The sequence below is a fragment of the Streptomyces sp. NPDC002779 genome (assembly GCF_042888685.1).
GTDB lineage: Bacteria > Actinomycetota > Actinomycetes > Streptomycetales > Streptomycetaceae > Streptomyces.
In genome coordinates this window covers 414,888-437,751 of sequence record NZ_JBIAQC010000006.1, presented here as the reverse complement: position 1 = coordinate 437,751, position 22,864 = coordinate 414,888, and the positions used below count along the sequence as shown (strand labels likewise).

The window sequence follows — 22,864 nt, the reverse complement described above, 5'->3', positions numbered from 1 at the left end:
CCACCCCCGCCGCAGACGCAAAGAGCCCTAGACCCCCGCCCTCTTCTGCGCCTCCGCCACCAACTCCATCGCCTCATCCACCTGGGCCTCGTCCGACAGCACGAGGCCCAAGTCATGCACGGCAACCGTCATTTGATCAGCCGCCGCGAACATCCCCGCATCCGGCATCACCCGGGGCTCAACCCCCGGCGCCTCCAGAACCTGCGCCCGCCGGGCCAACTCCCGAGCGAGCGCCAGCGCCTCCGCCGCCGCCCCCCGTTGCAACCGGGACTGCGGCGCCGCCCGCAAACGGTCGGCGAAGTGATCAACAGCCCGGGTCAGACGCGTCGTATCCACCACGCCGCAACCGTACGCGCAGCACCCGCACTGTTGCCAACACGCGAACGCTCAGGCACGGTGACCTGAAGGACCGGCTTACATCCCCTGCGTCCGGAGGCGCCGATGTCCCATGTCCTCTCCGAAGAGACCCACCGCAACATGCTTTCCCGCATCCCGCATTGCACCGGTCGTGAAGTCTCCGACTGGCTGCGCACCGTTGAAGAAGGCCCGTCCCTCGCCCGCTTCGAGGAGAAGGTCAGCTGGCTTCGCCACGAATACGACCTCGCGTACGGCCACGCGAAGGCGATCGTCCACGAGTATGACCTGAGGAGGGCCGCGCGCAAGTTCTTCTAGCCGCGCACTGCTTCGCAGACGCCGAAGGGCCCCGGGTCGTGCAACCCGGGGCCCTTCCGAAGCGGCGAGCGATCAGTCGCTGCTGTTGAGGATCGCGATGATCCTCAGGAACTCCATGTAGATCCAGACCAGCGTCAGCGTGAGGCCGAAGGCGGCGAGCCAGGCCTCCTCGCGCGGGGCACCGTAGGCGATGCCGTCCTCGACCTGCTTGAAGTCCAGGGCCAGGAAGCACGCGCCGAGCAGGATGCCGACGACGCCCATGATGATGCCGAGCGGGCCGCTGCGGAAGCCGAGGCCGTCACCGCCGCCGAACACCGCGAACAGCAGGTTGACCGCCATCAGCACGATGAAGCCGAGCGCGGCCGCCATCACGAAGCCGACGAAGCGGCGGTTCACGCGGATCCAGCCCGCCTTGTACGCCACCAGCACGCTGACGAAGACCGCCATCGTGCCGAGCACGGCCTGCATGGCCGCGCCGTCGGCGATGCGGTTGTCCACGACACTGGAGACGACGCCGAGGAAGACACCCTCGAACGCGGCGTACGCCAGGATCAGCGCGGGCGAGGCCTTGCGCTTGAAGGACTGCACCAGCGCCAGGACCATGCCGATCAGGCCGGCGCCGATGGCGATGCCGTAGGACTTGCCGATGTTGGCGTCGTCGACCGGCAGCAGCGCCCAGGCGAGCGCGGCGGTGACCATCAGGACACCGAGGGTCGTGCCGGTGCGCATGACGACGTCGTCCAGCGTCATCCGGCCAGTGGTGACCGGTGCCTGCGGGGGCGCGCCGTGCTGAAGGTCCTGCTGGGCGTAAGGGTTCTGCGCGTACGGGTTCTGGGCGTAGGGGTTGGCCCCCTGCGGCTGGGCGTAGGGGTTGCCCTGCGTGCCCACAGCGGCGCCCCCGGCCTGCGGCTGGGCGCTGAAGCCCGCGTGGCCGTTGTCGCGGCTGAACCCCCGTCGCGAGAAGACCGGGTTGCTGCTCCTCATTTCACTCCTCCATGGCCACCCTGCGTAGCCTTGGCTCAAGAGTAATGGAAAGGCAAAAGAAAGACTCTAGTGCCTGGGGAGGATCTTTCCCTCGCTGTGCTGCGCAACACGCTACGCGGATCCGTGATTCCCGGTACCGGAGGGCCCCATTCATGACCAACCCGGGACATGGCCGGAACCCATCGGTGATCAGTCGGCCGATCAGTCGACCGGGAAGCCCGTGTACGCCTCGGCCAGCTCGGTCTCTGCGGCCCGCGAGGACGTGATCCGCGCGAGCCGGGCGAGCTGGAGCCGGTCCTCGAAGGGGGTGGCGTCGGGGGCGCGGTGCAGCAGCGTCGTCATGTCGTAGGAGAACCGCTCGGCCTGCCACACCCGCCGCAGACAGGTCTCCGAATAGGAGTCGAGCAGCTCGGCCGAACCGGTCTGCCGCTGATGGGTCAGGGCCCGCGCGAAGGTCACCACGTCCCCCACGGCCAGGTTCAGGCCCTTGGCCCCGGTCGGCGGCACGATGTGGGCCGCGTCGCCGGCGAGGAAGAGCCGGCCGTGGCGCATGGGCTCGTGGACGTAGGAGCGCATGGGGGTGACCGACTTCTGGGTGATCGGGCCGCGGGCGAGCAGCCAGTCGTCGTCCGTCTCGAAGCGGCGCTCCAGCTCGGCCCAGATCTCGTCGTCGGCCCAGGACTCGGGCGCCGTGCCCTCCGGCACCTGGAGGTAGAGGCGGGAGACGGACGGGGAGCGCATGGACAGCAGGGCGAAGCCGCGGTCGTGCCGGGCGTAGACCAGCTCGTCGTGGGAGGGCGGTACGTCGGCCAGGATGCCGAGCCAGGCGAAGGGGTAGGTCCGCTCGAAGGTCCGGCTCAGCCCGGCGGGGACCGCCTTCCTCGCCACCCCCCAGAAGCCGTCGCAGCCGACGACGTAGTCGCACTCCAGGGTGTCCTCGCGGCCCTCGTGGCGGAAGCGGATGCGCGGGCGGTCGGTGTCGGGGTCCTCCACGGCCAGGGCCTCGGCCTCGAAGAGGAGCGGGCCGCCGTCCTTCAGCTGGAGGGCGATGAGGTCCTTGCAGACCTCGGTCTGGGCGTAGACCATCACCGACCGGCCGCCGGTGAGGGCGGGGAAGTCGACGCGGTGGCGGGTGCGGTCGTAGCGGAGCTCTATGCCGTCGTGGCGCAGGCCCTCGCGGTCCATGCGCTCGCCGGCCCCGGCCGCGCGCAGGACGTCGACGGTGCCCTGCTCCAGGATTCCGGCTCGCTGGCGCTGCTCGACATAGGGGCGGTCGCGGCTCTCCAGGACGACCGACTCGATGCCGGCGTTGCTGAGCAGCCGGGCGAGGAGGAGGCCCGCGGGGCCGGCTCCGATGATGCCGACGGTGGTGCGCATCGGTCGTTCCCTTCCGCACGATGTTCGTCTGGTGAAGTTTGTTTCACGAAGTGGATGGCATGAGTGTCCGATCGCAATCGGCCGCTGTCAACGGTCCGTGCGGTGAAGTTCTCGATGAAGAGTGCACGGAACGGGGCCGCGTACCGGCGGCCGCGCGTGGGTCGGAGGTGCCCGGAACCGGACTTGAACCGGTACGCCCGCGAGGGGCAGCGAGGTTTAAGCTCGCCGTGTCTGCATTCCACCATCCGGGCAGGCCATGGGCTCCGCGTCGAGATTCCGAGCCTATCGGGACGCATCCCCCGAACAGCGGGGAGACGGACCGATGTTGTCTTATTTTATTGACGTCTGAGGGTGCATCAGACCACGGAACGAGCCATCCGCACTTGCCAATAGCCTTGCGCGCGGTGCCCGGCCACGTACGCGGAATGACGGAATTTCACCGCCCGAACAAGGACGCTCCACCTGTTCTCGACAGGGACCTTGTCAGGGGACGCCGTCATCCCCAGGTATGACTCCGCTGCCCTCGGTCCGACCCGAGTCTGCCTTCGGAACCGGAACAGCGGCTGACTCCACGGACGTAGGCGACCAGGACGATGGAAGACGTCCCCCGAACACTTCGTCTTCTGTCGAGGAGCACCTACTCGTGACCACCGCATCTATCGCCGACCGGGCCACCGCCGTGGCCGCGCGCGCCACGGATCTGTCGAAGATCTACGGACAGGGCGAGACCCAGGTGGTCGCCCTGGACCGGGTCTCCGTCGACTTCCGGCAGGCCGAGTTCACCGCGATCATGGGCCCCTCCGGCTCCGGCAAGTCCACGCTGATGCACTGCGTGGCGGGCCTCGACACCTTCTCCTCCGGCTCGGTGCGCATCGGCGAGACCGAGCTGGGCGCGCTGAAGGACAAGCAGCTCACCAAGTTGCGCCGGGACAAGATCGGCTTCATCTTCCAGGCGTTCAACCTGCTGCCGACGCTGACCGCGCTGGAGAACATCACCCTGCCGATGGACATCGCGGGGCGGAAGCCCGACAAGGAGTGGCTGGACTCGGTCATCCGGATGGTGGGGCTGGCCGACCGGCTCTCCCACCGCCCCTCCCAGCTCTCCGGCGGCCAGCAGCAGCGCGTCGCCGTGGCCCGCGCGCTCGCCTCCCGGCCGGACATCATCTTCGGTGACGAGCCGACCGGAAACCTCGACTCCCGCTCCGGCGCCGAGGTGCTGGGCTTTCTGCGCAACTCCGTACGGGAGTTGGGGCAGACCGTGGTGATGGTGACCCATGACCCGGTGGCCGCCGCCTACGCGGACCGGGTGGTCTTCCTCGCCGACGGCCGGATCGTGGACGAGATGTACCGGCCCACCGCCGAGGGAGTCCTGGACTTCATGAAGCAGTTCGACGCGAAGGGCCGCACCAGCTGATGTTCCGCACCGCCCTGCGCAACGTCCTCGCGCACAAGACCCGCCTGCTGATGACCGTGCTCGCCGTGATGCTCGGCGTGGCCTTCGTCTCCGGCACGCTGGTCTTCACCAACACCATCTCCGACGCCTACCGCAACAGCTCCGCCAAGGGCTTCGACCATCTCGACGTGGCCGTTCAGCCCAACCACCAGGAGAGCAAGGGCAATTCGGTCGGCAAGACCCCCGAACTGACCGAGGCGCTGCTCGACGAGAGCGCGAAGGTGCCGGGTGCCGCCTCCGCCACCGGTGTCGTCAACGGCTTCACCGCCATCGCCGACAAGGACGGCGACCTCATCGGCCAGGGCTGGCAGTCGGAGGGCAGCAACTACTCCGGCGCCGAGGACCCCCGCTACCCGCTGGTCAGCGGGCACGCCCCGAGCGGCAGGAACGAGGTGCTGCTCGACGCCAAGACCGCCGAGCGGGCCGGATACCGGGTCGGCGACACCGTACGGATCTCGATCGACGGACCGGTGCTGAAGCCGACCGTCACCGGCATCTTCACCACCGACGACGGCAATGTCGCCGCGGGCGGCAGCCTGGCCCTGTTCGACACGGCGACCGCCCAGCGGCTGTTCGGCAAGACCGGGACGTACGACGAAATCGACGTCCGGGCGAAGGCGGGCGTCAGCCAGGCCGCGCTCAAGGCCGAGCTGGACAAGGTGCTGCCCGGCAACCTCGTCGAGACGACCACCGGCAGCCAACTGGCCGACGACCAGGCCGAGATGATCTCCTCCGAGATGGGCAGCTTCCGGCAGATGCTGCTCGTCTTCGCGGGCATCGCGCTCTTCGTCGGCACCTTCATCATCGCCAACACCTTCACCATGCTGGTCGCCCAGCGCACCCGGGAGCTCGCGCTGCTGCGGGCGGTCGGCGCCTCGCGCCGGCAGGTCACGCGGTCGGTGCTGATCGAGGCGTTCGTGGTCGGCGCGGTGGCCGGAGTGGCCGGTCTGGTCGCGGGCATCGGCATCGGGGTGGGCCTGCGCTCGCTCATGGGCTCGCTCGGCGCGACCGTCCCCGACGGGCCGCTGGTCATCTCGCCCGGCACGGTCGTGACCGCGCTCGCGGTCGGCGTGGTGATCACCATGCTGGCGGCCTGGCTGCCGGGCCGCCGGGCGGCGAAGATCCCGCCGGTCGCGGCGATGAGCAGCCTGCACGCCCAGGCCACGACCAAGTCGCTGGTACTGCGCAACACGCTCGGCGCGCTCTTCGCCGGCGGCGGTGTCGCGGTCGTCCTGGCGGCGACGTCGATGGAGGGCTCGGACGGTCAGGCCCCCATGGGGCTCGGCGCGGTCCTGCTGATCATCGGTGTCTTCATCCTGACGCCGCTGCTGTCCCGTCCGCTGATCGCGGCGGCCTCTCCGGTGCTGCGGATCTTCGGGGTCTCGGGCAAGCTCGCCCGGCAGAACTCGGTGCGCAATCCGCGCCGTACGGCCGCCACCGCCTCCGCGCTGATGATCGGGCTCACCCTGATCACCGGGATGACGGTGATGGCGGGCAGCCTGCAGCAGGCGATCGACAAGATGGCCAGTTCGGCGCTGCGCGCGGACTACGTGGTCTCCATGGCGAACGGCAACGGCCTCTCCCCCGACGTCGACGCAACGCTGCGCGAGCTGGACGGCGTCACGGCCACCAGCCCGCTGCGCAACGCGCCCTCCCGGATCGACGGCGAGACCGAGTACCTGACCGGCGTCAACGGCTCCTCGATCGCCGACCTGACCGAGCTGCCCATGGACAGCGGCGCCTTCGAGGTCGGCGGCACCCGGGTGGTCGTCGACGACGACACCGCCACCTCCCACGGCTGGCGCACCGGTTCGACCTTCACCGCGCACTACGAGGACGGCAAGGCCGAGCGTCTGACGGTCGCCGGGGTGTACGTGGGCAACGAGATGATCCGCGGGATCATGCTCGACAACCGCACCCTCACCCCCCATCTCACCGACCCGACCGACATGCAGGTCATGGTGAAAACGGCCGCCCGCGCCTCCGACGCGACGAAGGACGCGCTGGAGAAGGCGCTGGGCGCCAACCCGGCCATCAAGGTCCAGGACAAGAAGGACCTCTCCAACGAGATCGCGCAGATGTCCACGCTGATCCTGAACATGGTCTACGGACTGCTCGCCATGGCGGTGATCGTGGCGGTGCTCGGTGTCATCAACACCCTCGCGATGTCGGTGTTCGAGCGCTCCCAGGAGATCGGCATGCTCCGTGCGATCGGCCTGGACCGCAAGGGCATCAAGCGGATGGTCCGTCTGGAGTCCCTGGTGATCTCGCTGTTCGGCGGGGTGCTGGGCATCGGCCTTGGCGTGTTCTTCGGCTGGGCGGCCGGTGAGCTGGTGGCGTCGCGGATGGCGACGTACGAACTGGTCCTGCCCTGGACCCGGATGGGCGTCTTCCTGCTGCTGGCGGCGACCGTGGGCGTGCTGGCGGCGCTGTGGCCGGCCCGGCGGGCGGCGCGGCTGAACATGCTGACGGCGATCAAGTCGCAGTAGCGGCACCACCCCATGCACAGCCGAAGGGCCTCCCGCACCACGGATGGCGGGAGGCCCTTCGGATGGATCAGGCGGATGGATCAGCCGGACGGATCAGTCGGATGGGTCAGCCGGATAGATCAGTGACCGGAGGTCAGGAGGCCTTGGCCTTCTCCTCGGTCTTCTCGGTCTTCTCGCTCTTCTCCGTCTTCGCCGCGGGAGCCGCGGGCGCCGGCTTGGCGGCCTCGTAGAACTCCTCGCGCGGGGACTCCAGAGCGCCCAGGGCGACGACCTCGCGCTTGAGGAACATGCCGAGCGTCCAGTCGGCGAAGACGCGGATCTTGCGGTTCCACGTCGGCATCGCCAGGCCGTGGTAGCCGCGGTGCATGTACCACGCCAGCCGGCCCTTGAGCTTGATCTTCATCTTGCCCATGACGATCATCGCGACGCCCTTGTGGAGGCCGAGGCCCGCCACCGCACCCTTGTTGGCGTGGCTGTAGTCCTTCTGCGGGAAGCCCCGCATACCGGACACCACGTTGTCGCCGAGGACCTTGGCCTGCCGCAGCGCGTGCTGCGCGTTGGGCGGGCACCAGGCGTTCGGGTTGCCGGCCTTGCGGCCGACGAGGTCCGGGACCTGGGCGTTGTCGCCCGCGGCCCAGATGTAGTCGGTGCCGGTGACCTGGAGGGTCGGCCGGCAGTCGACGTGACCGCGGGGGCCGAGCGGCAGGCCGAAGCGGCTCAGGACGGGGTTGGGCTTGACGCCCGCCGTCCAGACGATGGTGTTGGAGTCGACCTCGAGGCCGTTCTTGAGCACCACGTGGCCGTCGACGCAGGAGTCCATGGAGGTGGAGAGGTAGACCTCGACCCCGCGGGCCTCCAGGTGCTCCTTGCCGTACTGGCCGAGCTTGGGGCCGACCTCGGGGAGGATCTTGTCCGCGGCGTCGACGAGGATGAACCGCATGTCCTCGCGGGAGACGTTGGTGTAGTACTTGGCCGCGTCGCGGGCCATGTCCTCGACCTCGCCGATGGTCTCCGCGCCCGCGAAGCCACCGCCGATGAAGACGAAGGTGAGCGCCTTGCGGCGGATCTCCTCGTCGGTGGTGGAGTCGGCCTTGTCCAGCTGCTCCAGCACGTGGTTGCGCAGGCCGATGGCCTCCTCGATGCCCTTCATGCCGATGCCCTGCTCGGCGAGGCCGGGGATCGGGAAGGTGCGGGAGACCGCGCCCATCGCGATGACCAGGTAGTCGAACGGCAGCTCGTACGCCTCGCCCACGAGGGGGGCGATCGTGGCGACCTTGCGGTCCTGGTCGATGGTGGTGACCCGGCCGGTGAGCACCTCCGCCTTGGGCAGCACGCGTCGCAGCGGGACGACGACGTGGCGCGGGGAGATGCTGCCGGCGGCGGTTTCGGGGAGGAAGGGCTGGTAGGTCATGTACGACCGGGGGTCGACGACCGTGACGGTCGCCTCGCCGTAGCGCATCTTCTTGAGAATGCGCCGAGCTGCGTACAGGCCTACGTACCCACCGCCTACTACGAGGATCCTGGGACGCTCCGTGGTGCTCATGCCATCGAGTATCCACCCGCCTCAGGGGGGTCGCTCGTGCGCCCCTTCACAAGCATCCTCAAGGGGTGTGCTATCCTCCGCCGCTCGCGTGATCCACGTCATGGCTGCGAGGGGGAACCGCGGCGTGCCGCGGACCGTTGTCAATGCCGCGTGAGCTGCCTCTCTGAGCGTTCGGGGCCGGAGTGAGGCCCCCGAAACGATCTCTCACGGGCCCTTCTCGCGGGACCCTCCGGGACCCCTTCTGAACACGTTCAAGCGGGCGTTGGACCCCCGGAAGGGCCAACCGGCCCCCTTCCGCACCCCGACCGGACCCAATTCCTTGTGAAGAACTTCACGAACTTTCCCGACGGACTGTCGCCGAGGGGCCCTCAAGGACCCCTCGAACGCGCTCAGACGCTACCTGACCTGCTCAGCCGAGGCTACCGATCAGTAACAAAGGAGAGCTACGCCACCGACCAGGCGATGCCGTCGAGGATGTCGTGCTCGCTGACGACGACCTCCTCGGCACCGATCCGCTCCATGATCGCCAGCAGGACCAGGGCCCCCGCCGCGATGACGTCCACGCGCCCGGGGTGCATGGCGGGAATCGCGGCGCGCTCGGCGTGGGTGGAGTGCAGCAGCCACTCGGTGATCTCGCGGACGCGGTCGTGGGAGACCCGGGAGTGGTGGATGGCCGCCGAGTCGTACGCGGGCAGCTCCTGCGCGATGGCGGACACCGTGGTGACGGACCCGGCGAGCCCCACCAGGGTGTGCGCCTCCCGCAGCGGCACGGTCCGCTCGGCGAGGTCGAGAGCGGCCTCGATGTCGGCCCGTACGGCGGTGATCTGCTCCTCGGAGGGCGGGTCGCAGACGACGCCGTCCCGCACCAGGTGCCGCTCGGTCATCCGCACGCACCCGATGTCGACGGAGCGGGCGGCGCGCACGTGCTCCTCCCCGACGACGAACTCGGTCGACCCGCCGCCGATGTCCACCACGAGGTAGGGCTTGGGCAGGTGATCCTGTCCGGCCAGCTCCCTGGTGGCGCCGGTGAAGGAGAACTCGGCCTCCTGGTCCCCGCTGATCACCTCGGGCTCCACCCCGAGGATGCCGACGACCCCGCGCACGAAGTCCTCGCGGTTCTCGGCGTCCCGGGAGGCGGAGGTCGCCACGAAGCGGACGCGCTCGGCGCCGTGCTCCTTGATGACCGCCGCGTACTCGCGGCAGGCGGCGAAGGTCCGCTCCAGCGCCTCGGGGGCGAGCCGCCCGGTGCGGTCCACGCCCTGCCCGAGCCGCACGATGGTCATACGGCGGTCCAGATCGACCAGTTCGCCCGTCTCCGGGTCGCAGTCGGCGACGAGGAGCCGGATGGAGTTGGTACCGCAGTCGATGGCGGCGACGCGGGTCATCCGGCCGCCTCCTGACCCTGGGTCACGCACGTCCCCTTGCGCCACCACTGCGGCAGCATCGCGAGGGCCTCGTCGCCGAGCGGGTTGACCCCGGGGCCGGCGGCCAGCGAGTGGGCCACCAGGACGTGCAGGCACTTCACCCGGTCCGGCATGCCGCCCGCGCTCGGGAAGCCCGTCAGCTCCTCGATCTCGTCCCGGCGCCGGATGTAGTCCTCGTGCGCGGCGCGATAGGCGGCGGCCAGCTCGGGGTCCCGCTCCAGCCGCTCGGTCATCTCCTTCATCACGCCGTTCGCCTCCAGCGTGCCGATCGCGGAGTTCGCCTTCGGGCACGTCAGGTAGTACAGCGTCGGGAAGGGCGTGCCGTCCGGCAGCCGGGGCGCCGTCTCCACCACGTCCGGCTGCCCGCACGGGCACCGGTGCGCGATGGCCCGCAGCCCGCGCGGCGGCCGGCCGAGCTGCTGCTTGAAGGCCTCGACATCCGCGTCGGTCGGCTCGGTCCGCGGAGTGGTGGGCGGGGGCGTTTCCATCACAGTCTTTCGTCTCTATCTATCGGTCGGCGGCGTCGGACTTGTCGACCCCGTCCCAGACGTTCGCGTACCAGGGCCGGTCCGCCGTGCCCAGGTCGGTGCGCGCCTGCTTCGCCGCGTCCGGGTCGATCACGACGAAGCCGGTCTCACCCGGCATCACATAGTGCAGCCGCTCGCGGATCCGCTGCTCGGCGTAGGCGTCGTCCTGCCAGCGGGCCTTGAGATCGCGCAGCTCCTCCACCCGTTGCCGGGCCTGCTGCTTCTGCTGTTCCAGATCGGCGATCTCGGCGCGCTGGGCGACGTACTGCCTTATCGGGTAGGCGAGGGCGACGACCAGGGAGCAGACGACGAGGGCGAGCAGGGCCGCCCGGCCGGTGAGCCGGGAGCGGCGGGCCTGCCGCTTGGTCTGCGAGCGGTAGACACGGGCCGCCGTCTGCTCCCCGAGCAACCGGATCCTGGTCGTGGTGGAGAAACGGTCCCGGTCCTTGACGGCCATCTCTCACTCCCGTTCACACACGCGCGTACGTCCCCGCACACGGTACGGGACCGAGTACGGGGACGTACGTACGACTGGCTATGCCTTCAGCAGGCTCAGCCCTTGAAGCGGGGGAACGCCGAGCGACCGGCGTACACCGCGGCGTCGTCGAGGATCTCCTCGATGCGCAGCAGCTGGTTGTACTTGGCGACGCGCTCGGAGCGGGCCGGGGCGCCGGTCTTGATCTGGCCGCAGTTGGTGGCGACGGCGAGGTCGGCGATGGTGACGTCCTCGGTCTCGCCGGAGCGGTGGGACATCATGCACTTGAAGCCGCTGCGCTGGGCGAGCTCCACGGCGTCCAGGGTCTCGGTCAGCGAACCGATCTGGTTCACCTTCACGAGCAGCGCGTTGGCGGCGCCTTCCTCGATGCCGCGGGCCAGGCGCTCCGGGTTGGTGACGAACAGGTCGTCGCCGACGAGCTGGACCTTGTCGCCGAGCTTCTCGGTGATGGTCTGCCAGCCCTGCCAGTCGTCCTCGAACAGCGGGTCCTCGATGGAGACCAGCGGGTACGCCTCGACCAGCTCGGCGTAGTACTCGGTCATCTCGGCGGCGGAGCGCGCCTTGCCCTCGAAGGTGTAGACGCCGTCCTTGTAGAACTCGGAGGCGGCGACGTCGAGCGCGAGGGCGATCTGCTCGCCGGGGGTGTAACCGGCTTCCTTGACCGCCTCGAGGATGAGGTCGAGGGCCTCACGGTTGGAGCCGAGGTTCGGGGCGAAGCCGCCCTCGTCGCCGAGGCCGGTGGCCAGGCCCTTGCTCTTCAGCACCTTCTTGAGGGTGTGGTAGACCTCGGTGCCCCAGCGCAGCGCCTCGGAGAAGGACTCCGCGCCGATCGGGGCGATCATGAACTCCTGGATGTCCACGTTGGAGTCGGCGTGCGAGCCGCCGTTCAGGATGTTCATCATCGGCACCGGCAGCAGGTGCGCGTTCGGGCCGCCCAGGTAGCGGAACAGCGGCAGGTCGCTGGCCTCGGAGGCGGCGTGGGCGACGGCGAGCGAGACGCCGAGGATGGCGTTGGCGCCGAGGGAGCCCTTGTTGTCGGTGGCGTCCAGGTCGAACATCGCCTGGTCGATCAGGCGCTGCTCGGTGGCGTCGTAGCCGACCAGCTCGGGGCCGATCTGCTCGATGACGGCGAGGACGGCCTTCTCGACACCCTTGCCGTGGTAGCGGTTGGGGTCACCGTCGCGGAGCTCGATGGCCTCGAAGGCGCCGGTGGAAGCGCCGGACGGAACGGCGGCACGACCCGTGCTGCCGTCGTCGAGGCCGACCTCGACCTCGACCGTGGGGTTGCCTCGGGAGTCCAGGATTTCCCGGGCTACGACGACGTCGATGGACGGCACGAGCATCTCCTTCTTGGGATGTGACGCTGGAAGTGCGGGGCACGTGAGCCTTGCGACTAGAGCCTATCCGCCTGCGGGACGTAGGCCAGCCGACCGACCGTCCCGTGGACAAGGACAGACGGTACCCATTGTTCGGCAGCGGAACAAAGGGACGGTGACATACCGGAAAAGAAAACCCCGCTCCGGTGCGTACGGGGGAACACGCACCGGAGCGGGGTGCTCGTGGGGACGGGGGTGGCCCGCACGAGGTCTTCAGTGTGAACCAGGCGTCTATGAGCGCGCTGTGGTTCGGCTACGGGACTACTTGAGGTGCAGCTGCTGACCGGGGTAGATCAGGTCGGCATCCGCCACGATGTCCTTGTTCAGCTTGAAGAGCTTCTCCCAGCCGCCCTTGACGTCGTTCTCCTCGGCGATGGTGCTGAGGGTGTCACCCGTGGCGACCTTGTACTCGCCGTCGCCCTTCTTGACCTTCTTGCCGGTCGGGGTGGTGACGGTCTTCTGCTTCTGCGCCGGACGCTCGGTCGAACGCGAGGCGGACTGCTCCTCGGTCGAGCGGGTGGAGGTCTCGGTGCCGCTCTCGGAGGAGGAGCCGGTGCTGGAGCCGGTGCCGGTGCTGGAGCCGCCCGTGTAGGCGGCGCTCGACAGGCCGGTGCCGCAGTGCGGCCAGGCGCCCTTGCCCTGGCCGGCGAGCACCTTCTCGGCGATCTCGATCTGCTGGGCCTTGCTGGCCTGGTCGGCGGTGGAGGCGTACTGGGTGCCGCCGTACGCGGCCCAGGTGGAGGCCGAGAACTGCAGGCCGCCGTAGTAGCCGTTGCCGGTGTTGATGGACCAGTTGCCGCCGGACTCGCACTGGGCGACGGCGTCCCACTCGGCGGCGGTGGCGGCGGAGGCGTTGCCGGCCGCCATCAGCGGAGCGGCGACGGCGGCGCCGGTGACACCGGCGATGGCGATGGCGCGAGTGGCCTTGGACGGACGACGGTGCTTGCCCTTGCCGGAAAACAGCATGGTGGATCCCCTCACCGACGCCTGCGAGGTGAGCTGTCGGGTTCGGGCCGGTTGAGTTGCCCGGCCGTGCACCTCGCGGTGCGCGGCTTCACCCCAAGCCGGTTCCGGTGTCGAGTCGCCTCGACTGCCGGACCCGGCGCCTACCTTGGGTCCCCCGCTCCTGCCTGCGGCGCATGACGCGACGACTGTTCCCGTACGGCCGCTGGCAGGATTCGGCGTTGCGGCAGCCGGGGCTCGTGTTGACGAGCGGTCCCGACGGTAGACACGCGATCCGCCGAATTTCAAAGACGATCAGGGCTTCTGAGACTCATCCCACACTTTCGCCAAACCGGACATTCAGCGCGAAGCGTGACGTGAACTACCGCTGCTTTTCGCCCATTTCGACCCCTACTTCAAGGGTCTGACCGGGGATGATGAGGTCCGGATCGGTGCCGACGGTCTCCTGGTTGGCGGCGTAGAGCCCGCGCCATCCGCCGTTCACGTCAAGGGAGTCGGCGATGCCGACGAGACTGTCGCCGGCCCGGACGACGTACGAGCCGTCCGACGCGCCTTCCTCGCCGCTGCGGCCGGCGCTCTCGTCGGCGGGTTCGCCGCGGTGGCGCCCGGTGCCGCTGGAGCCGGTGTCGGTGAGGGCGGAATCACCCTCGATCCGGCCGGAGTTGTCCGGGTTGTCCCGCCCGGGAGTGGCCGAGGACTCACTGTCGGCCTCCACGGAGGGGGCAGTATCGGAGGATTGTGACGACTCGACCGACTCAACCGACTCGGCGGACTCCGTGGATTCGGAGGACTTGTCCGACTTGGTTGAGTTGTTCGAGTTGTCCGTGGCCTCGGTCGACGGGGAGGAGCTGGGCTCCGAATCCGCGGAATCGCCGTCGAGCGGGTCCAGCAGACCGGACGAATCAGATGAGCCGGAGGAGTTGGCGGACTCCGACGATTCGGGCGAAGCGGACTCATCCTCCGCGACGCCGGTGTCGATGTCGACCGAACCCGACTCGGTGTCGAGACCGGAGAGCGGGCCGCAGGTCGGCCAGGCGGCGAGGCCCTGGTCGGCGAGGATGCGCTCGGCGACGGCTATCTGCTGGGAGCGGCTGGCCTGGTCCGCGGAGGCGGCGTACCGCGTGCCGCCGTACCGCTCCCAGTTCTCCTGGGTGATCTGGAGGCCGCCGTAGTAGCCGTTGCCGCTGTCCTCGCTCCAGGAGGCACCGCTCTCGCACTCCGCGACCCGGTCCCAGGTGGTGCCCTCGGCCGCGCTGGCGCCGGAGGCGCCGAGGAGCGGGATGGCGATGGCGGAGCCGGTCACTCCGGCCGCGACGAGGAGAGCCGGGGCCTGGCGGGGGCGACGGTGACGACCGTTCCCGGAGAGCATGCGAGGGCCTTTCGAAGACAGCGGGGACCGGCGCGGCGCCGTTGACGCGAGGCGCCGCGCTGACGAGTGAACGTATCGGCAGACGATCACTTGTCACAAGTTAATGCCGCGCAGATCACGTGAAGATCACGGACTTGAGGGTGTGTCAGGTTTGACCTGACGGTCCGTCGAGGCGGCCGGGCTCAGTCGCTCGGGGTGAACTCGACCGGGGTGAACTCGACCGGGAGGGTGCGCAGTCCGCGCATGATGAGGCCGCCGCGCCAGCGCAGCTCGTCCGGTTCCACCGCGAGCCGGAGGTCCGGGAGGCGGCGCAGGAGGGTGGCCAGTGCGGTCTGGCCCTCCAGGCGGGCGAGCGGGGCGCCTAGGCAGTAGTGGATGCCGTGGCCGTAGCCGAGGTGCTGGTTGTCGCGGCGGGAGAGGTCGAGCGTGTCGGGGTCGGCGAACCGCTCGGGGTCCCGGTCGGCGGCGGCGAGCACGACGAGGACCGGGTCGCCCGGGGCGATGTGCTGGCCCCCGACGGTGAGCGGCTGCGTGGCGAAGCGCCAGGTGGCGAGTTCTACGGGGCCGTCGTAGCGGAGGAGTTCCTCCACGCCGGTTTCGAGGAGGGCCGTCTCCTGTGCGGCGAGGGACTGCTGGAGGCGGGCCCGCTGGTCGGGGTGGGTCAGCAGGGCGAAGGTGCCGTTGCCGATCAGGTTGACCGTGGTCTCGAAGCCCGCGAAGAGAAGGATGAAGGCCATGGCGGCGGCCTCGTTCTCGGTGAGGTGCTCGCCGTGGTCGGAGGTGCGGATGAGACCGGAGATGAGGTCCTCGCCGGGCGCGGGGGTGTCGGGCAGGGCCGCGCGCTTGCGGTGGATGAGGTCGGCGAGGTAGCCGCGCATCCTCTTCACGGACCGCGCGACTCCGCCCCTGGGGCCGCCCTGGTGGCGGATCATCATGCCCGCCCAGTCCCGGAAGTCGTCCTGGTCCTCACGCGGGACGCCGAGCAGGTCGCAGATGGCGTAGATGGGGAGCGGGAAGGCGAACTCGTGGATGAGGTCGGCGGATCCCCGGTCGGCGAACTGGTCGATGAGGTGGTCGGTCAGCTCCTGCACGCGCGGGGCGAACTCGGCGACCCGGCGTGGCGTGAACGCCTTGCTGACGAGCCGTCGCAGCCGGGTGTGGTCCGGGGGGTCGATGTTGAGCAGATGCGTCATCAGCTCGGCCTTGCGCTCGCCGGGGATACCGGTCTTGCCCTTGGCGTGCGCGGGCTCGTCGTGATGCGCGGGGTTCTTGCTGAGCCGCGGATCGGCCAACGCCTGCTTGGCATCGGCATACCGCGTGACCAGCCACGCCTCCACCCCACTGGGCAACGTAGTCCGACGCACGGGGGCGTACTCCCGCAGCCAGGCGTATGCGGGGTAGGGATCGGCAGCGAACTCCCAGGTGAAGAGGTCGGGGGCGGGAGGAGGGGGCACTGCGGGGGTTGCGGCACCGTCTGGGGTGGGGGTGACGGGGCAGGCCGAGGCGGGGGTGGGGGTGGCTGCGGGGGTTGCGGCGCGGTCTGGATTGGGGGCGGGGGTGGGGTGGTCGGTCACTCCTTGACGGTATCCGGCGGGGGGCGGGGGCTTCGCTGGGCGGGGCGAGGGGGTGGGTGGCTGGGCGGGCCAAGGCGCCGTGAGGCCGTGCTCGGCTTCTTGTCGGGGCCCGCCGGGGAGAGCCACCCCTTCTCTGCGCGAGCTGGAGGGCGGGAGCCGGCGGCGGGTGGATGGGTGGGCCCGGCGGAGGCGGCCCGGTGGGCCGGGGTGGGTCTTGGCGGCTCTGCTGAGGAGAGTCCGTCCCCCTACTCTCTGCCTCTCTGCGCGTGTGGCGGTGTTGGGCCCTGGCGGGGTTACTGCGTGGTGGGGTTTCGGGCGCGGATTTCGTCCAGGGCGTGGGTGATGGCGCGTCCGGCTGAGAGTGGGGGGCCGGGGGACGGGGGCGTGGGGTCGGGGGTGTGGGGTGCCAGGGCCGACAGGAGTCGCTGGTCCGTGAGGGCCGCGCGGAGTGCGGGGAGGGCCTCGGCCGCGGCGGGGTTGCCGTGCTCGGCCGCGACGCCTAGCCAGTGCAGGGCGCGCGCGAGGAGCAGGAACCCGAGTTCCTGGGCCGGCTCCCGGCTGCCCGCCTCGGCCGCCCTCTGGATATGGGGAAGGGCTTCGGTCAGCTTGCCCTGCTCCAGCAGCAGGTACCGCCCGGGCATGTACGCCTCTCGCTCGTCCTGCTCCGCGACCTCGCCCCACCAGCGCAGCGCCTCGGGGGCGTCGCCGGCCCACGTCGACAGGAAGGCGAGGATCGTCGGGGCGACGGGGTCCCCCGCCTCGGCCGGGATCCGCACCACTCGCGAGCCGCCCGGGACACCTCGTCGCGCTCGGGCAGGTCGTACCTCGCCGCCATCCAGGCCATCGACCCCCACAGATGAGGAGTCAGCGGCGGCAGGTCGGGACAGCGGATCGCGTCGGCGACCAGCGTCCCGCACGCCTGCCAGGTGTCCTTCTCGGGACCCGGCACCAGCAGCCCCGAGACTCCCAGCCGCGGCTTGGCCGCCCAGTCCAGGTCCTCCTGCGAGACGGGGGTCGCCAGCGCGCACCCGCTCCCGTACATCTGCCGTACGTTGATCAGGAATTCCCAGGTCCGGGGCGACAGGCCACTGGTGACTCCGCAACGGGCCGCGTCGATGGCCGCCCGCACCAGCAGGTGACCGTCGGCCCGCCCGCCGGGACGGCTCGCCCGGCGCCGCTCCTCCCACAACTCCGGTCCCGCCGCCAGGAACTGCGTGACGCCCAGCTCACCGCGCCGGCGCACCGCGTCCCTGAGCCGCGGGTCCTCCGCCTGCGCGAGCCGTGCGAGTTCCGTCTCGCTCCAGTCGCAGGTCAGATCCACCGTGCGGGCCCCGCGCAGGGCACGGGCCATCGGCAGGTCACCGAAGCGGTGCGCCTCGTACGCGGTGTCCCGCATCGTGGCGAGCACCAGCACACCCTCGTGCGCGAGCTGCGCCAACGGCCCCGCCACCAGCCCCCGTTCGTCGATGTGGCTCTCCAGATCGTCCAGCCACACCACATGCGTACCGGCGGGATCACGCCCGCGCAGCGCGGCGGGCAGCTCGCGCGGCTCGGTCCCGGGGTGAGCGTTGAACAGCCGGGCACCGGCGTCGGCGTTCCGCCTCAGGGCGGCCCAGGCGGTCGCCGACTTGCCGGACAGCGGCTCCCCGGTGACGACCACCAGTCCGCCCTCCCGCAGCCCCCGCGCGACCAGCCGGTCGAGTTCGGCGTCCCGGTCGCGCGGGACGTAGGGCGGCAGATCGGGCTCGCCCCAGAAGGAACTGACGGGCCGTACACCCAGCGCGCGGCCCCGTAAGTCACCGAGCCGGGGCCAGCTGTCGGCGGACGCGGGCCCCGGCTGGCCGTAGTTGTGCTGCACGCCGATGACCGGGGCATGGAAGCTGGACCGCCGGAAGTCGACGTGGTCCCCGGGCCGTTCGCCCTGGGCGAGGGGGCCCGGAGCGTCGCGGGAGGTGACGCTCACCGGTACGGCGGCCGGAGCGCCCAGCACATCGCCGCATCCCCCGCAGTAGATGTCGTCGCGGTCCACCGAGGTCGCGCAGGACGGACAGGCCAGGTGACCGGTCGGCCGGAAGTCCGCTATGAACTTGTGCACCTCATTGGCGATGACCCCCTTCCTTCTTGAACGCCTCCCGGATCTTGCTCCGCCAGATCCGCGCCGCGTCCCGCGCCGACAGCTCCCCGCTGCTCAGCTCGCTCCGGTGGCCCTCCAGAACCGGTCCCACGTCCTCGCTCATGGCCAGCGCGTAGATGTGGACGAACGCAGGCCTGGCCCTTTCCTCCCAGTCGTCGGAGCCCATCGAGGACACCAGAACCCCGGCCGCCGCAGCCGCCAGTTCGTCCAACACGCCTGACATACAAGCCCTCGTGCCCCAGAGCCGGCTCAGGAGGCAACCGTACTAACCTTCCAGGCCCTCGGCAGCCCGCACCGCATCCCGGTACGCCCGCCCCGCCGCCCGCAGCGCCGCCTCCGGATCCACGCCCTCGGCCTCGGCGCGCACCGCGAGGGCGAGGAGCTCGTAACCGATGCCCTCGGTCCTGGGCAGGGGCACGTCGAGCCCGGCCGTTCTGACCCGGGACGCCAGCTTCGCCGCGAGGGCGAGACCGGGCTGGCCGAGGGGGATGCCGTCGGTGACGGACTCGCGGCGCTTCTCCGTGGCCTTGGTCCGCAGCCAGTGCTCCTTGACCTCCTCGGGGGTGGTGGCGGTCTCGTCCCCGAAGACGTGCGGGTGGCGATGGATCAGCTTGGCGACGATGGTCCCGGCGACATCGTCGAGGGAGAAGGGCGCCTCGGGGTCCTCCTCGGCAATGCGCGCGTGGAAGACGACCTGGAGGAGGACGTCCCCCAGTTCCTCGCGCAGTTCGTCCCGGTCCCCTTCCTCGATGGCCTCGACGAGTTCGTAGGCCTCCTCGATGCCGTACTTGGCGAGGCCCTTGTGGGTCTGCTGGGAGGACCAGGGGCACTCGGCGCGGATCCGGTCCATGACCTGGACGAGGTCGAGCAGGCGGGCGCCGGGCAGGTCGTAGGAGGCGGGGAGCAGTTCCAGCTCCGGCATGCTCACGCGGCCGGATCCGGCGAGGCGGGCGAGGCCGTCGGTCAGCGCCGGTTCGCCCTCGCCGGTGGCCACGACCACCACGGTGCGGCCGCCGGCGCAGGTGCCGACCAGCGCCTCGGCGGTGGGGGCCGCCTCGGTCACCCGTATGCCCGCCTCCCGCAGATACGGCAGCTGCGGGTGGGCGCCGTCCGCGCACAGCACGCTGTCGGCGGAGCGCAGCGCCTGCCAGGCGGGCCAGGACAGCAGGCCGGGGGCGACGCGGTGGCTGGTGGTGAGCAGGACGATACGGCCGGGGGCGGCGGGGGCGGTTTCGGGGCTGGTGGTGTTCACGGTTCGAAGCTAACGCACGGCGGGGACGGACCGGATCGCGTTGTCCACAGGCAGAGGCCGGGGTGTGATCGTATGACCGCAGAGGGTGTACCGGTACGGCCCCCGGAGGCGCCGTACCGTTCCGCCTCGCTGTCTCCCCGCCGCTGTGCCCGCTACGCCGGCTGCTGCGGGTCCGCCGCCGTCACCTCACGCACCCACGGCGTCTTGGCGTCCACGCGGCCGCTCTTCTGGACGTCCCAGCTGCCGTAGCGCGGGTTCAGGTCGATGTCGAGCTTCTCGGAAGCCTCCGACAGGGCCTTCCAGAACTCCGGCTGCGTGGTGTCGGTGCCGAGCTTGGCGGCGAGCTTCTGGGCCTCCAGCTGCAGGCGGAGGTTCTCCTCCAGGCGCGCCGGGGCCACGCCGTACTCCTGGAGCCAGGTCGTCTCCAGTGCCTTGGCACCGCCGGCCTGCTGTTCCAGGCCGTTGCGCATCTCCTGGATCTCCTTGCGGCTGACGGTGATGCCCGCGTCCTGGGCGGCCTGATGCAGCACCCGGTCCAGGACCATGCCGTGCAGGGTGTCCCGGGTGAGGCTGCCGGTCCGGGACACGGCCTGGGCGTACTGCGCCTCGTCGGAGACGACCGCGCGCTGGGCCGCGCGCACCTCGTTCACCCTGTTCTCCAGCTGGGAGACGGTGATCCGCTGATCCCCGACCACGGCCGCGGCACCCGGGTGCGCGTCGTTTCCGCAGGCGGTGAGGAGAGGCGCCGCCGCGAGGGCGGCAGTGAGGAGGAGCGCGGTGCGACGGCGGCGGTAGCGGCGGTGCAAGGAGACCTCCCGAGGAGATTGTGCGACGGTGCACAAAGTCTTGCGATGATCGATGGTAGGCAGTGGCCAAGCTCTGGCCAACCCATTCGACCAACGATTCACCGCGACTTCGGGCACCGGCTCGCGGGCTCGGGCGGCCGTCCTCGCTAGCCGCGCACCTGACCCAGCCACTGGAGCGTGCGCCGGATGTCGGTGGCCAGCGGGTGGCCGGGACCGTGCAGGCGTTCCACGTCGTGCAGGAGACGGACCAGGGTGTCGTGGGCGGCGGGGCGGTCGCCGAGCGCGAGCAGCAGGTGGCCGATGCGGCGGCGGACGTCGTGGGCGAGCTCCGGGTCTCCGGCCACGTACTGGTTCTCGTAGTACGGCAGCAGCGACCGGTACTCCGCCAGCGCTGCCGCCGGGTCGCCGAGCTGCTCCAGGCACTGGGCCGCTTCGTAGCGGAAGCGCAGTGACTGGGGGTCGGCGTGGCCGGCCTCGGCGGCGCGCTCGGTGGCGAGGGCGCGCAGGACGGGAAGCGCGCGCCGGTACTGGCCGTCGTCCATGAGCGTGGCCGCGTACTGCTTGCGCAGGGTGCGCACGACCGGGGATTTCTCGCCGTGCCGCTCGGCGGCGACCGGGAGGATCGCGCCGAGGATGTCGACGGCCTGGGTGATGCGGCCCTCGCCGAGGAGGCGCTTGACCTCGTCCACCGCGCGGGCCACGTCCGGCTTCCCGGCGGCCGGAGCGACCGGGGCGGCGGGGGCGGGCTGGGGCGCGGGGGTGCGGGCGCGGTCCGGCCAGGGGGCGTGCGGGCGCAGGAACGGGCGCGTGGGGTCCAGGGGCGCCCCGGTGGGCGTCCCGCGCGCGGGCAGCAGCAGCGCCAGGTCCTCGTACACCTCCTGCGCGGAGCCGGGGCGGTGCTGCGGGTCCTTGGCGAGCAGCCGCAGGACCAGCGCTTCCAGGGCCTCGGGCACCTCGGGGCGCATCCGGCGCACGGGCACCGGGGGCTCGTAGAGGTGCCGGTGCAGCACGCCGAGCGCGGTCGAGCCGGAGAACGGGACGTCGCCGCTGAGGAGTTCGTGCAGCAGCACACCGAGCGCGTACAGGTCGGTGTACGGGCCGACCGCGCCGCCCATGGCCTGCTCGGGCGCCATGTAGGCGGGCGAGCCGATGGGGGTGCCGGTGTGGGTGAGGCGGGTGGTGTCGGCGTCCATGACGGAGGCGACGCCGAGGTCGAGGACGGTGACCGTGCCGTCCTGCTTCACCATCACATTGCGCGGCTTGAGATCGCGGTGGACGATCGGCACGGCGTGCACGGCGCTCAGCACGGCGCACAGTTGCGCGGCGACCGCCACCGCCCACTGCCACGGGTACGGGTCGTGCTCGGCGAGATGGTCGGAGAGGTCCGCGCCGTCGATGTACTGCATGACGAGGAACAGCTCCTCGCCCTCGCTGCCCGCGTCGTGCACGGTGACCAGGCCGGGGTGGTCGACCTGCGCGGTCACCCGGCACTCGCGCACGAACCGGCGGCGCAGTTCGTCCGCCTCCTGCCCCGCCACCTTGTCGGGGCGCAGCAGCTTCACCGCCACGCGCCGGTCGAGCCGCTGGTCGTACGCCGTCCAGACCTGGCCCATGCCGCCTTGCCCGATGAGCGTGGACAGTTCGTAGCGGGCGGCGACGACGCGCCCGGTCGTCACGGTCACCTTCCGCCCTCGTGGTCGCCGCGGCCGTCGTGGTTGCGCAGATAGTCACTGAGCTCGTCCAGCTCGGCGCGCACCTGGTCGATCCGGGCGGGCGCGGGCCGCTGCGGCGGCGCCGGTACGGGGCCGGCGGGCGGGGCGTCCTGGGGCAGCGGCGGGGTGGGGACCGGGGTCGCCGGGTGCGGTACGGGCGCGGGCGGCCGGTGCTGCTGCGGCAGGGGCTGCTGGACCGGCGCGGTCGTGTACGGCGACGCCACCTGCTGCGGATAGCCGTAACCGGCGGGGCCGTTCGGAGCGTGGATCGTCGTGGCCCCCGGCCGCGCGTAACCGCCGTGCCGCAGCCGGAGTCGGTTGTGCACGCGGATGTCCATCACCAGGAAGTACACGGAGCTGAACGCGCCGAGCAGCAGCACCGCGGCCAGCGCGACGTCCGACTTGGGGTCCGTCTCCGGCACCGAGCCGACCACGGCGAAACACGCGATGGACACCGGCAGGCTCACCCACGCCAGCACCCAGTCCGGCCAGCGGCCGCGCAGGATGGCCACCCGGAACAGCGGCACGCACGCGAGGATCCCGCAGGAGAGCAGACCGGCGGCGGCGAACAGCACCCGCAGGGAGATGACCGTTGCCTCGCTGCGGGTGGGCGGCGCCGCGCCGTGGCCGTACATGACTGCTCCTGGACGGTTGGCCGATGGGGACGAACGAACGACAGAGTTCGAGCGTATAGGCCGACACGGACAACCGGT

At 70.7% G+C, this 22,864-nt stretch carries 21 protein-coding genes, 1 tRNA gene and 1 riboswitch; of the genes, 3 read left to right on the top strand and 19 right to left on the bottom strand.

Going from position 1 to position 22,864, the window contains the following annotated elements; genetic code table 11:
* Positions 1-27: 27 nt before the first annotated feature.
* On the bottom strand, positions 28-339 hold the full coding sequence (locus ACFYW5_RS20075; protein WP_389418358.1) for a hypothetical protein: 312 nt from the start codon (positions 337-339) through the stop codon (positions 28-30).
* 102 nt (positions 340-441) lie between these two features.
* Here ACFYW5_RS20075 and ACFYW5_RS20070 point away from each other — a divergent pair, with 102 nt between their 5' ends.
* Positions 442-672, top strand: coding sequence for a DUF4287 domain-containing protein (locus ACFYW5_RS20070; protein WP_389418357.1), 231 nt, complete (start codon positions 442-444; stop codon positions 670-672).
* 72 nt (positions 673-744) lie between these two features.
* Here the strand turns inward: ACFYW5_RS20070 and ACFYW5_RS20065 are convergent, their stop codons facing one another.
* The 3 genes from ACFYW5_RS20065 to ACFYW5_RS20055 all read right to left on the bottom strand — a co-directional run bounded on the left by ACFYW5_RS20065 (position 745) and on the right by ACFYW5_RS20055 (position 3,284).
* On the bottom strand, positions 745-1,656 hold the full coding sequence (locus ACFYW5_RS20065) for a Bax inhibitor-1/YccA family protein (protein WP_389418356.1): 912 nt from the start codon (positions 1,654-1,656) through the stop codon (positions 745-747).
* 201 nt (positions 1,657-1,857) lie between these two features.
* A complete protein-coding gene (locus tag ACFYW5_RS20060; protein ID WP_389418355.1) occupies positions 1,858-3,033 on the bottom strand; it encodes a 4-hydroxybenzoate 3-monooxygenase in 1,176 nt (391 codons plus the stop codon).
* Positions 3,034-3,201: 168 nt separating this feature from the next.
* Positions 3,202-3,284, bottom strand: a tRNA-Leu gene (locus tag ACFYW5_RS20055).
* A gap of 392 nt (positions 3,285-3,676) precedes the next feature.
* Between ACFYW5_RS20055 and ACFYW5_RS20050 the strand changes: the two genes are divergently transcribed.
* Both ACFYW5_RS20050 and ACFYW5_RS20045 read left to right on the top strand, forming a co-directional pair.
* Positions 3,677-4,447, top strand: coding sequence for an ABC transporter ATP-binding protein (locus ACFYW5_RS20050; RefSeq protein ID WP_389418354.1), 771 nt, complete (start codon positions 3,677-3,679; stop codon positions 4,445-4,447).
* Complete coding sequence (locus tag ACFYW5_RS20045) at positions 4,447-6,975, top strand: ABC transporter permease (protein WP_389418353.1); 2,529 nt, start codon at positions 4,447-4,449, stop codon at positions 6,973-6,975. Before ACFYW5_RS20050 ends, ACFYW5_RS20045 begins: the two co-directional genes overlap by 1 nt.
* A 133-nt stretch (positions 6,976-7,108) precedes the next feature.
* Here the strand turns inward: ACFYW5_RS20045 and ACFYW5_RS20040 are convergent, their stop codons facing one another.
* The 15 genes from ACFYW5_RS20040 to ACFYW5_RS19970 all read right to left on the bottom strand — a co-directional run bounded on the left by ACFYW5_RS20040 (position 7,109) and on the right by ACFYW5_RS19970 (position 22,786).
* A complete protein-coding gene (locus tag ACFYW5_RS20040; RefSeq protein WP_389418352.1) occupies positions 7,109-8,518 on the bottom strand; it encodes an NAD(P)/FAD-dependent oxidoreductase in 1,410 nt (469 codons plus the stop codon).
* 443 nt (positions 8,519-8,961) lie between these two features.
* Complete coding sequence (locus ACFYW5_RS20035; RefSeq protein WP_389418351.1) at positions 8,962-9,903, bottom strand: exopolyphosphatase; 942 nt, start codon at positions 9,901-9,903, stop codon at positions 8,962-8,964.
* Positions 9,900-10,430, bottom strand: a complete 531-nt coding sequence (locus ACFYW5_RS20030; protein ID WP_250079801.1) for a DUF501 domain-containing protein — start codon at positions 10,428-10,430, stop codon at positions 9,900-9,902. Before ACFYW5_RS20030 ends, ACFYW5_RS20035 begins: the two co-directional genes overlap by 4 nt.
* A 19-nt stretch (positions 10,431-10,449) precedes the next feature.
* Positions 10,450-10,926, bottom strand: coding sequence for a septum formation initiator family protein (locus tag ACFYW5_RS20025; protein WP_389418350.1), 477 nt, complete (start codon positions 10,924-10,926; stop codon positions 10,450-10,452).
* Between the two features lie 95 nt (positions 10,927-11,021).
* Entirely contained in the window at positions 11,022-12,302 is a 1,281-nt protein-coding gene (gene eno, locus ACFYW5_RS20020) for a phosphopyruvate hydratase (RefSeq protein ID WP_389418349.1), read from the bottom strand.
* Positions 12,303-12,602: 300 nt separating this feature from the next.
* Positions 12,603-13,307, bottom strand: a complete 705-nt coding sequence (locus ACFYW5_RS20015; protein ID WP_389418348.1) for a transglycosylase family protein — start codon at positions 13,305-13,307, stop codon at positions 12,603-12,605.
* Between the two features lie 3 nt (positions 13,308-13,310).
* A riboswitch (cyclic di-AMP (ydaO/yuaA leader) is annotated at positions 13,311-13,489 on the bottom strand.
* Between the two features lie 176 nt (positions 13,490-13,665).
* The gene (locus ACFYW5_RS20010; protein WP_389418347.1) at positions 13,666-14,673 is read right to left on the bottom strand and encodes a transglycosylase family protein; all 1,008 of its coding nucleotides are present in this window, start codon (positions 14,671-14,673) and stop codon (positions 13,666-13,668) included.
* A gap of 182 nt (positions 14,674-14,855) precedes the next feature.
* Positions 14,856-16,127: a cytochrome P450 gene (locus tag ACFYW5_RS20005; RefSeq protein WP_389418435.1), complete on the bottom strand. Its 1,272-nt coding sequence runs from the start codon at positions 16,125-16,127 to the stop codon at positions 14,856-14,858.
* A 413-nt stretch (positions 16,128-16,540) separates the two neighbouring features.
* Positions 16,541-16,888 (bottom strand): hypothetical protein, encoded by a 348-nt coding sequence (locus tag ACFYW5_RS20000; RefSeq protein ID WP_389418346.1) that lies wholly within the window; start codon positions 16,886-16,888, stop codon positions 16,541-16,543.
* Positions 16,849-18,342 carry a hypothetical protein gene (locus ACFYW5_RS19995; RefSeq protein ID WP_389418345.1) on the bottom strand — a complete coding sequence of 498 codons (1,494 nt, stop codon included), beginning with the start codon at positions 18,340-18,342 and terminating at the stop codon, positions 16,849-16,851. The genes ACFYW5_RS20000 and ACFYW5_RS19995 overlap by 40 nt, the downstream gene beginning before the upstream one ends.
* A gap of 1 nt (position 18,343) precedes the next feature.
* Positions 18,344-18,604 carry a hypothetical protein gene (locus ACFYW5_RS19990; protein ID WP_389418344.1) on the bottom strand — a complete coding sequence of 87 codons (261 nt, stop codon included), beginning with the start codon at positions 18,602-18,604 and terminating at the stop codon, positions 18,344-18,346.
* Positions 18,605-18,646: 42 nt separating this feature from the next.
* Positions 18,647-19,633 (bottom strand): nucleoside triphosphate pyrophosphohydrolase, encoded by a 987-nt coding sequence (locus ACFYW5_RS19985; RefSeq protein WP_389418343.1) that lies wholly within the window; start codon positions 19,631-19,633, stop codon positions 18,647-18,649.
* 152 nt (positions 19,634-19,785) lie between these two features.
* Positions 19,786-20,439, bottom strand: a complete 654-nt coding sequence (locus ACFYW5_RS19980; protein ID WP_389418342.1) for a SurA N-terminal domain-containing protein — start codon at positions 20,437-20,439, stop codon at positions 19,786-19,788.
* 146 nt (positions 20,440-20,585) lie between these two features.
* Positions 20,586-22,079: a protein kinase gene (locus ACFYW5_RS19975; RefSeq protein ID WP_389418434.1), complete on the bottom strand. Its 1,494-nt coding sequence runs from the start codon at positions 22,077-22,079 to the stop codon at positions 20,586-20,588.
* Positions 22,080-22,117: 38 nt separating this feature from the next.
* Positions 22,118-22,786, bottom strand: a complete 669-nt coding sequence (locus ACFYW5_RS19970; protein ID WP_389418341.1) for a hypothetical protein — start codon at positions 22,784-22,786, stop codon at positions 22,118-22,120.
* Positions 22,787-22,864 lie beyond the last annotated feature (78 nt).

Coding starts and splice junctions, on each gene's coding strand:
- ACFYW5_RS20070 (WP_389418357.1), top strand. CDS start 442: ATGTCCCATGTCCTCTCCGAAGAGACCCACCGCAACATGCTTTCCCGC.
- ACFYW5_RS20065 (WP_389418356.1), bottom strand. CDS start 1,656: ATGAGGAGCAGCAACCCGGTCTTCTCGCGACGGGGGTTCAGCCGCGAC.
- ACFYW5_RS20060 (WP_389418355.1), bottom strand. CDS start 3,033: ATGCGCACCACCGTCGGCATCATCGGAGCCGGCCCCGCGGGCCTCCTC.
- ACFYW5_RS20045 (WP_389418353.1), top strand. CDS start 4,447: ATGTTCCGCACCGCCCTGCGCAACGTCCTCGCGCACAAGACCCGCCTG.
- ACFYW5_RS20040 (WP_389418352.1), bottom strand. CDS start 8,518: ATGAGCACCACGGAGCGTCCCAGGATCCTCGTAGTAGGCGGTGGGTAC.
- ACFYW5_RS20035 (WP_389418351.1), bottom strand. CDS start 9,903: ATGACCCGCGTCGCCGCCATCGACTGCGGTACCAACTCCATCCGGCTC.
- ACFYW5_RS20030 (WP_250079801.1), bottom strand. CDS start 10,430: ATGGAAACGCCCCCGCCCACCACTCCGCGGACCGAGCCGACCGACGCG.
- ACFYW5_RS20025 (WP_389418350.1), bottom strand. CDS start 10,926: ATGGCCGTCAAGGACCGGGACCGTTTCTCCACCACGACCAGGATCCGG.
- ACFYW5_RS20015 (WP_389418348.1), bottom strand. CDS start 13,307: ATGCTGTTTTCCGGCAAGGGCAAGCACCGTCGTCCGTCCAAGGCCACT.
- ACFYW5_RS20010 (WP_389418347.1), bottom strand. CDS start 14,673: ATGCTCTCCGGGAACGGTCGTCACCGTCGCCCCCGCCAGGCCCCGGCT.
- ACFYW5_RS20000 (WP_389418346.1), bottom strand. CDS start 16,888: ATGCCCGGGCGGTACCTGCTGCTGGAGCAGGGCAAGCTGACCGAAGCC.
- ACFYW5_RS19990 (WP_389418344.1), bottom strand. CDS start 18,604: ATGTCAGGCGTGTTGGACGAACTGGCGGCTGCGGCGGCCGGGGTTCTG.
- ACFYW5_RS19970 (WP_389418341.1), bottom strand. CDS start 22,786: ATGTACGGCCACGGCGCGGCGCCGCCCACCCGCAGCGAGGCAACGGTC.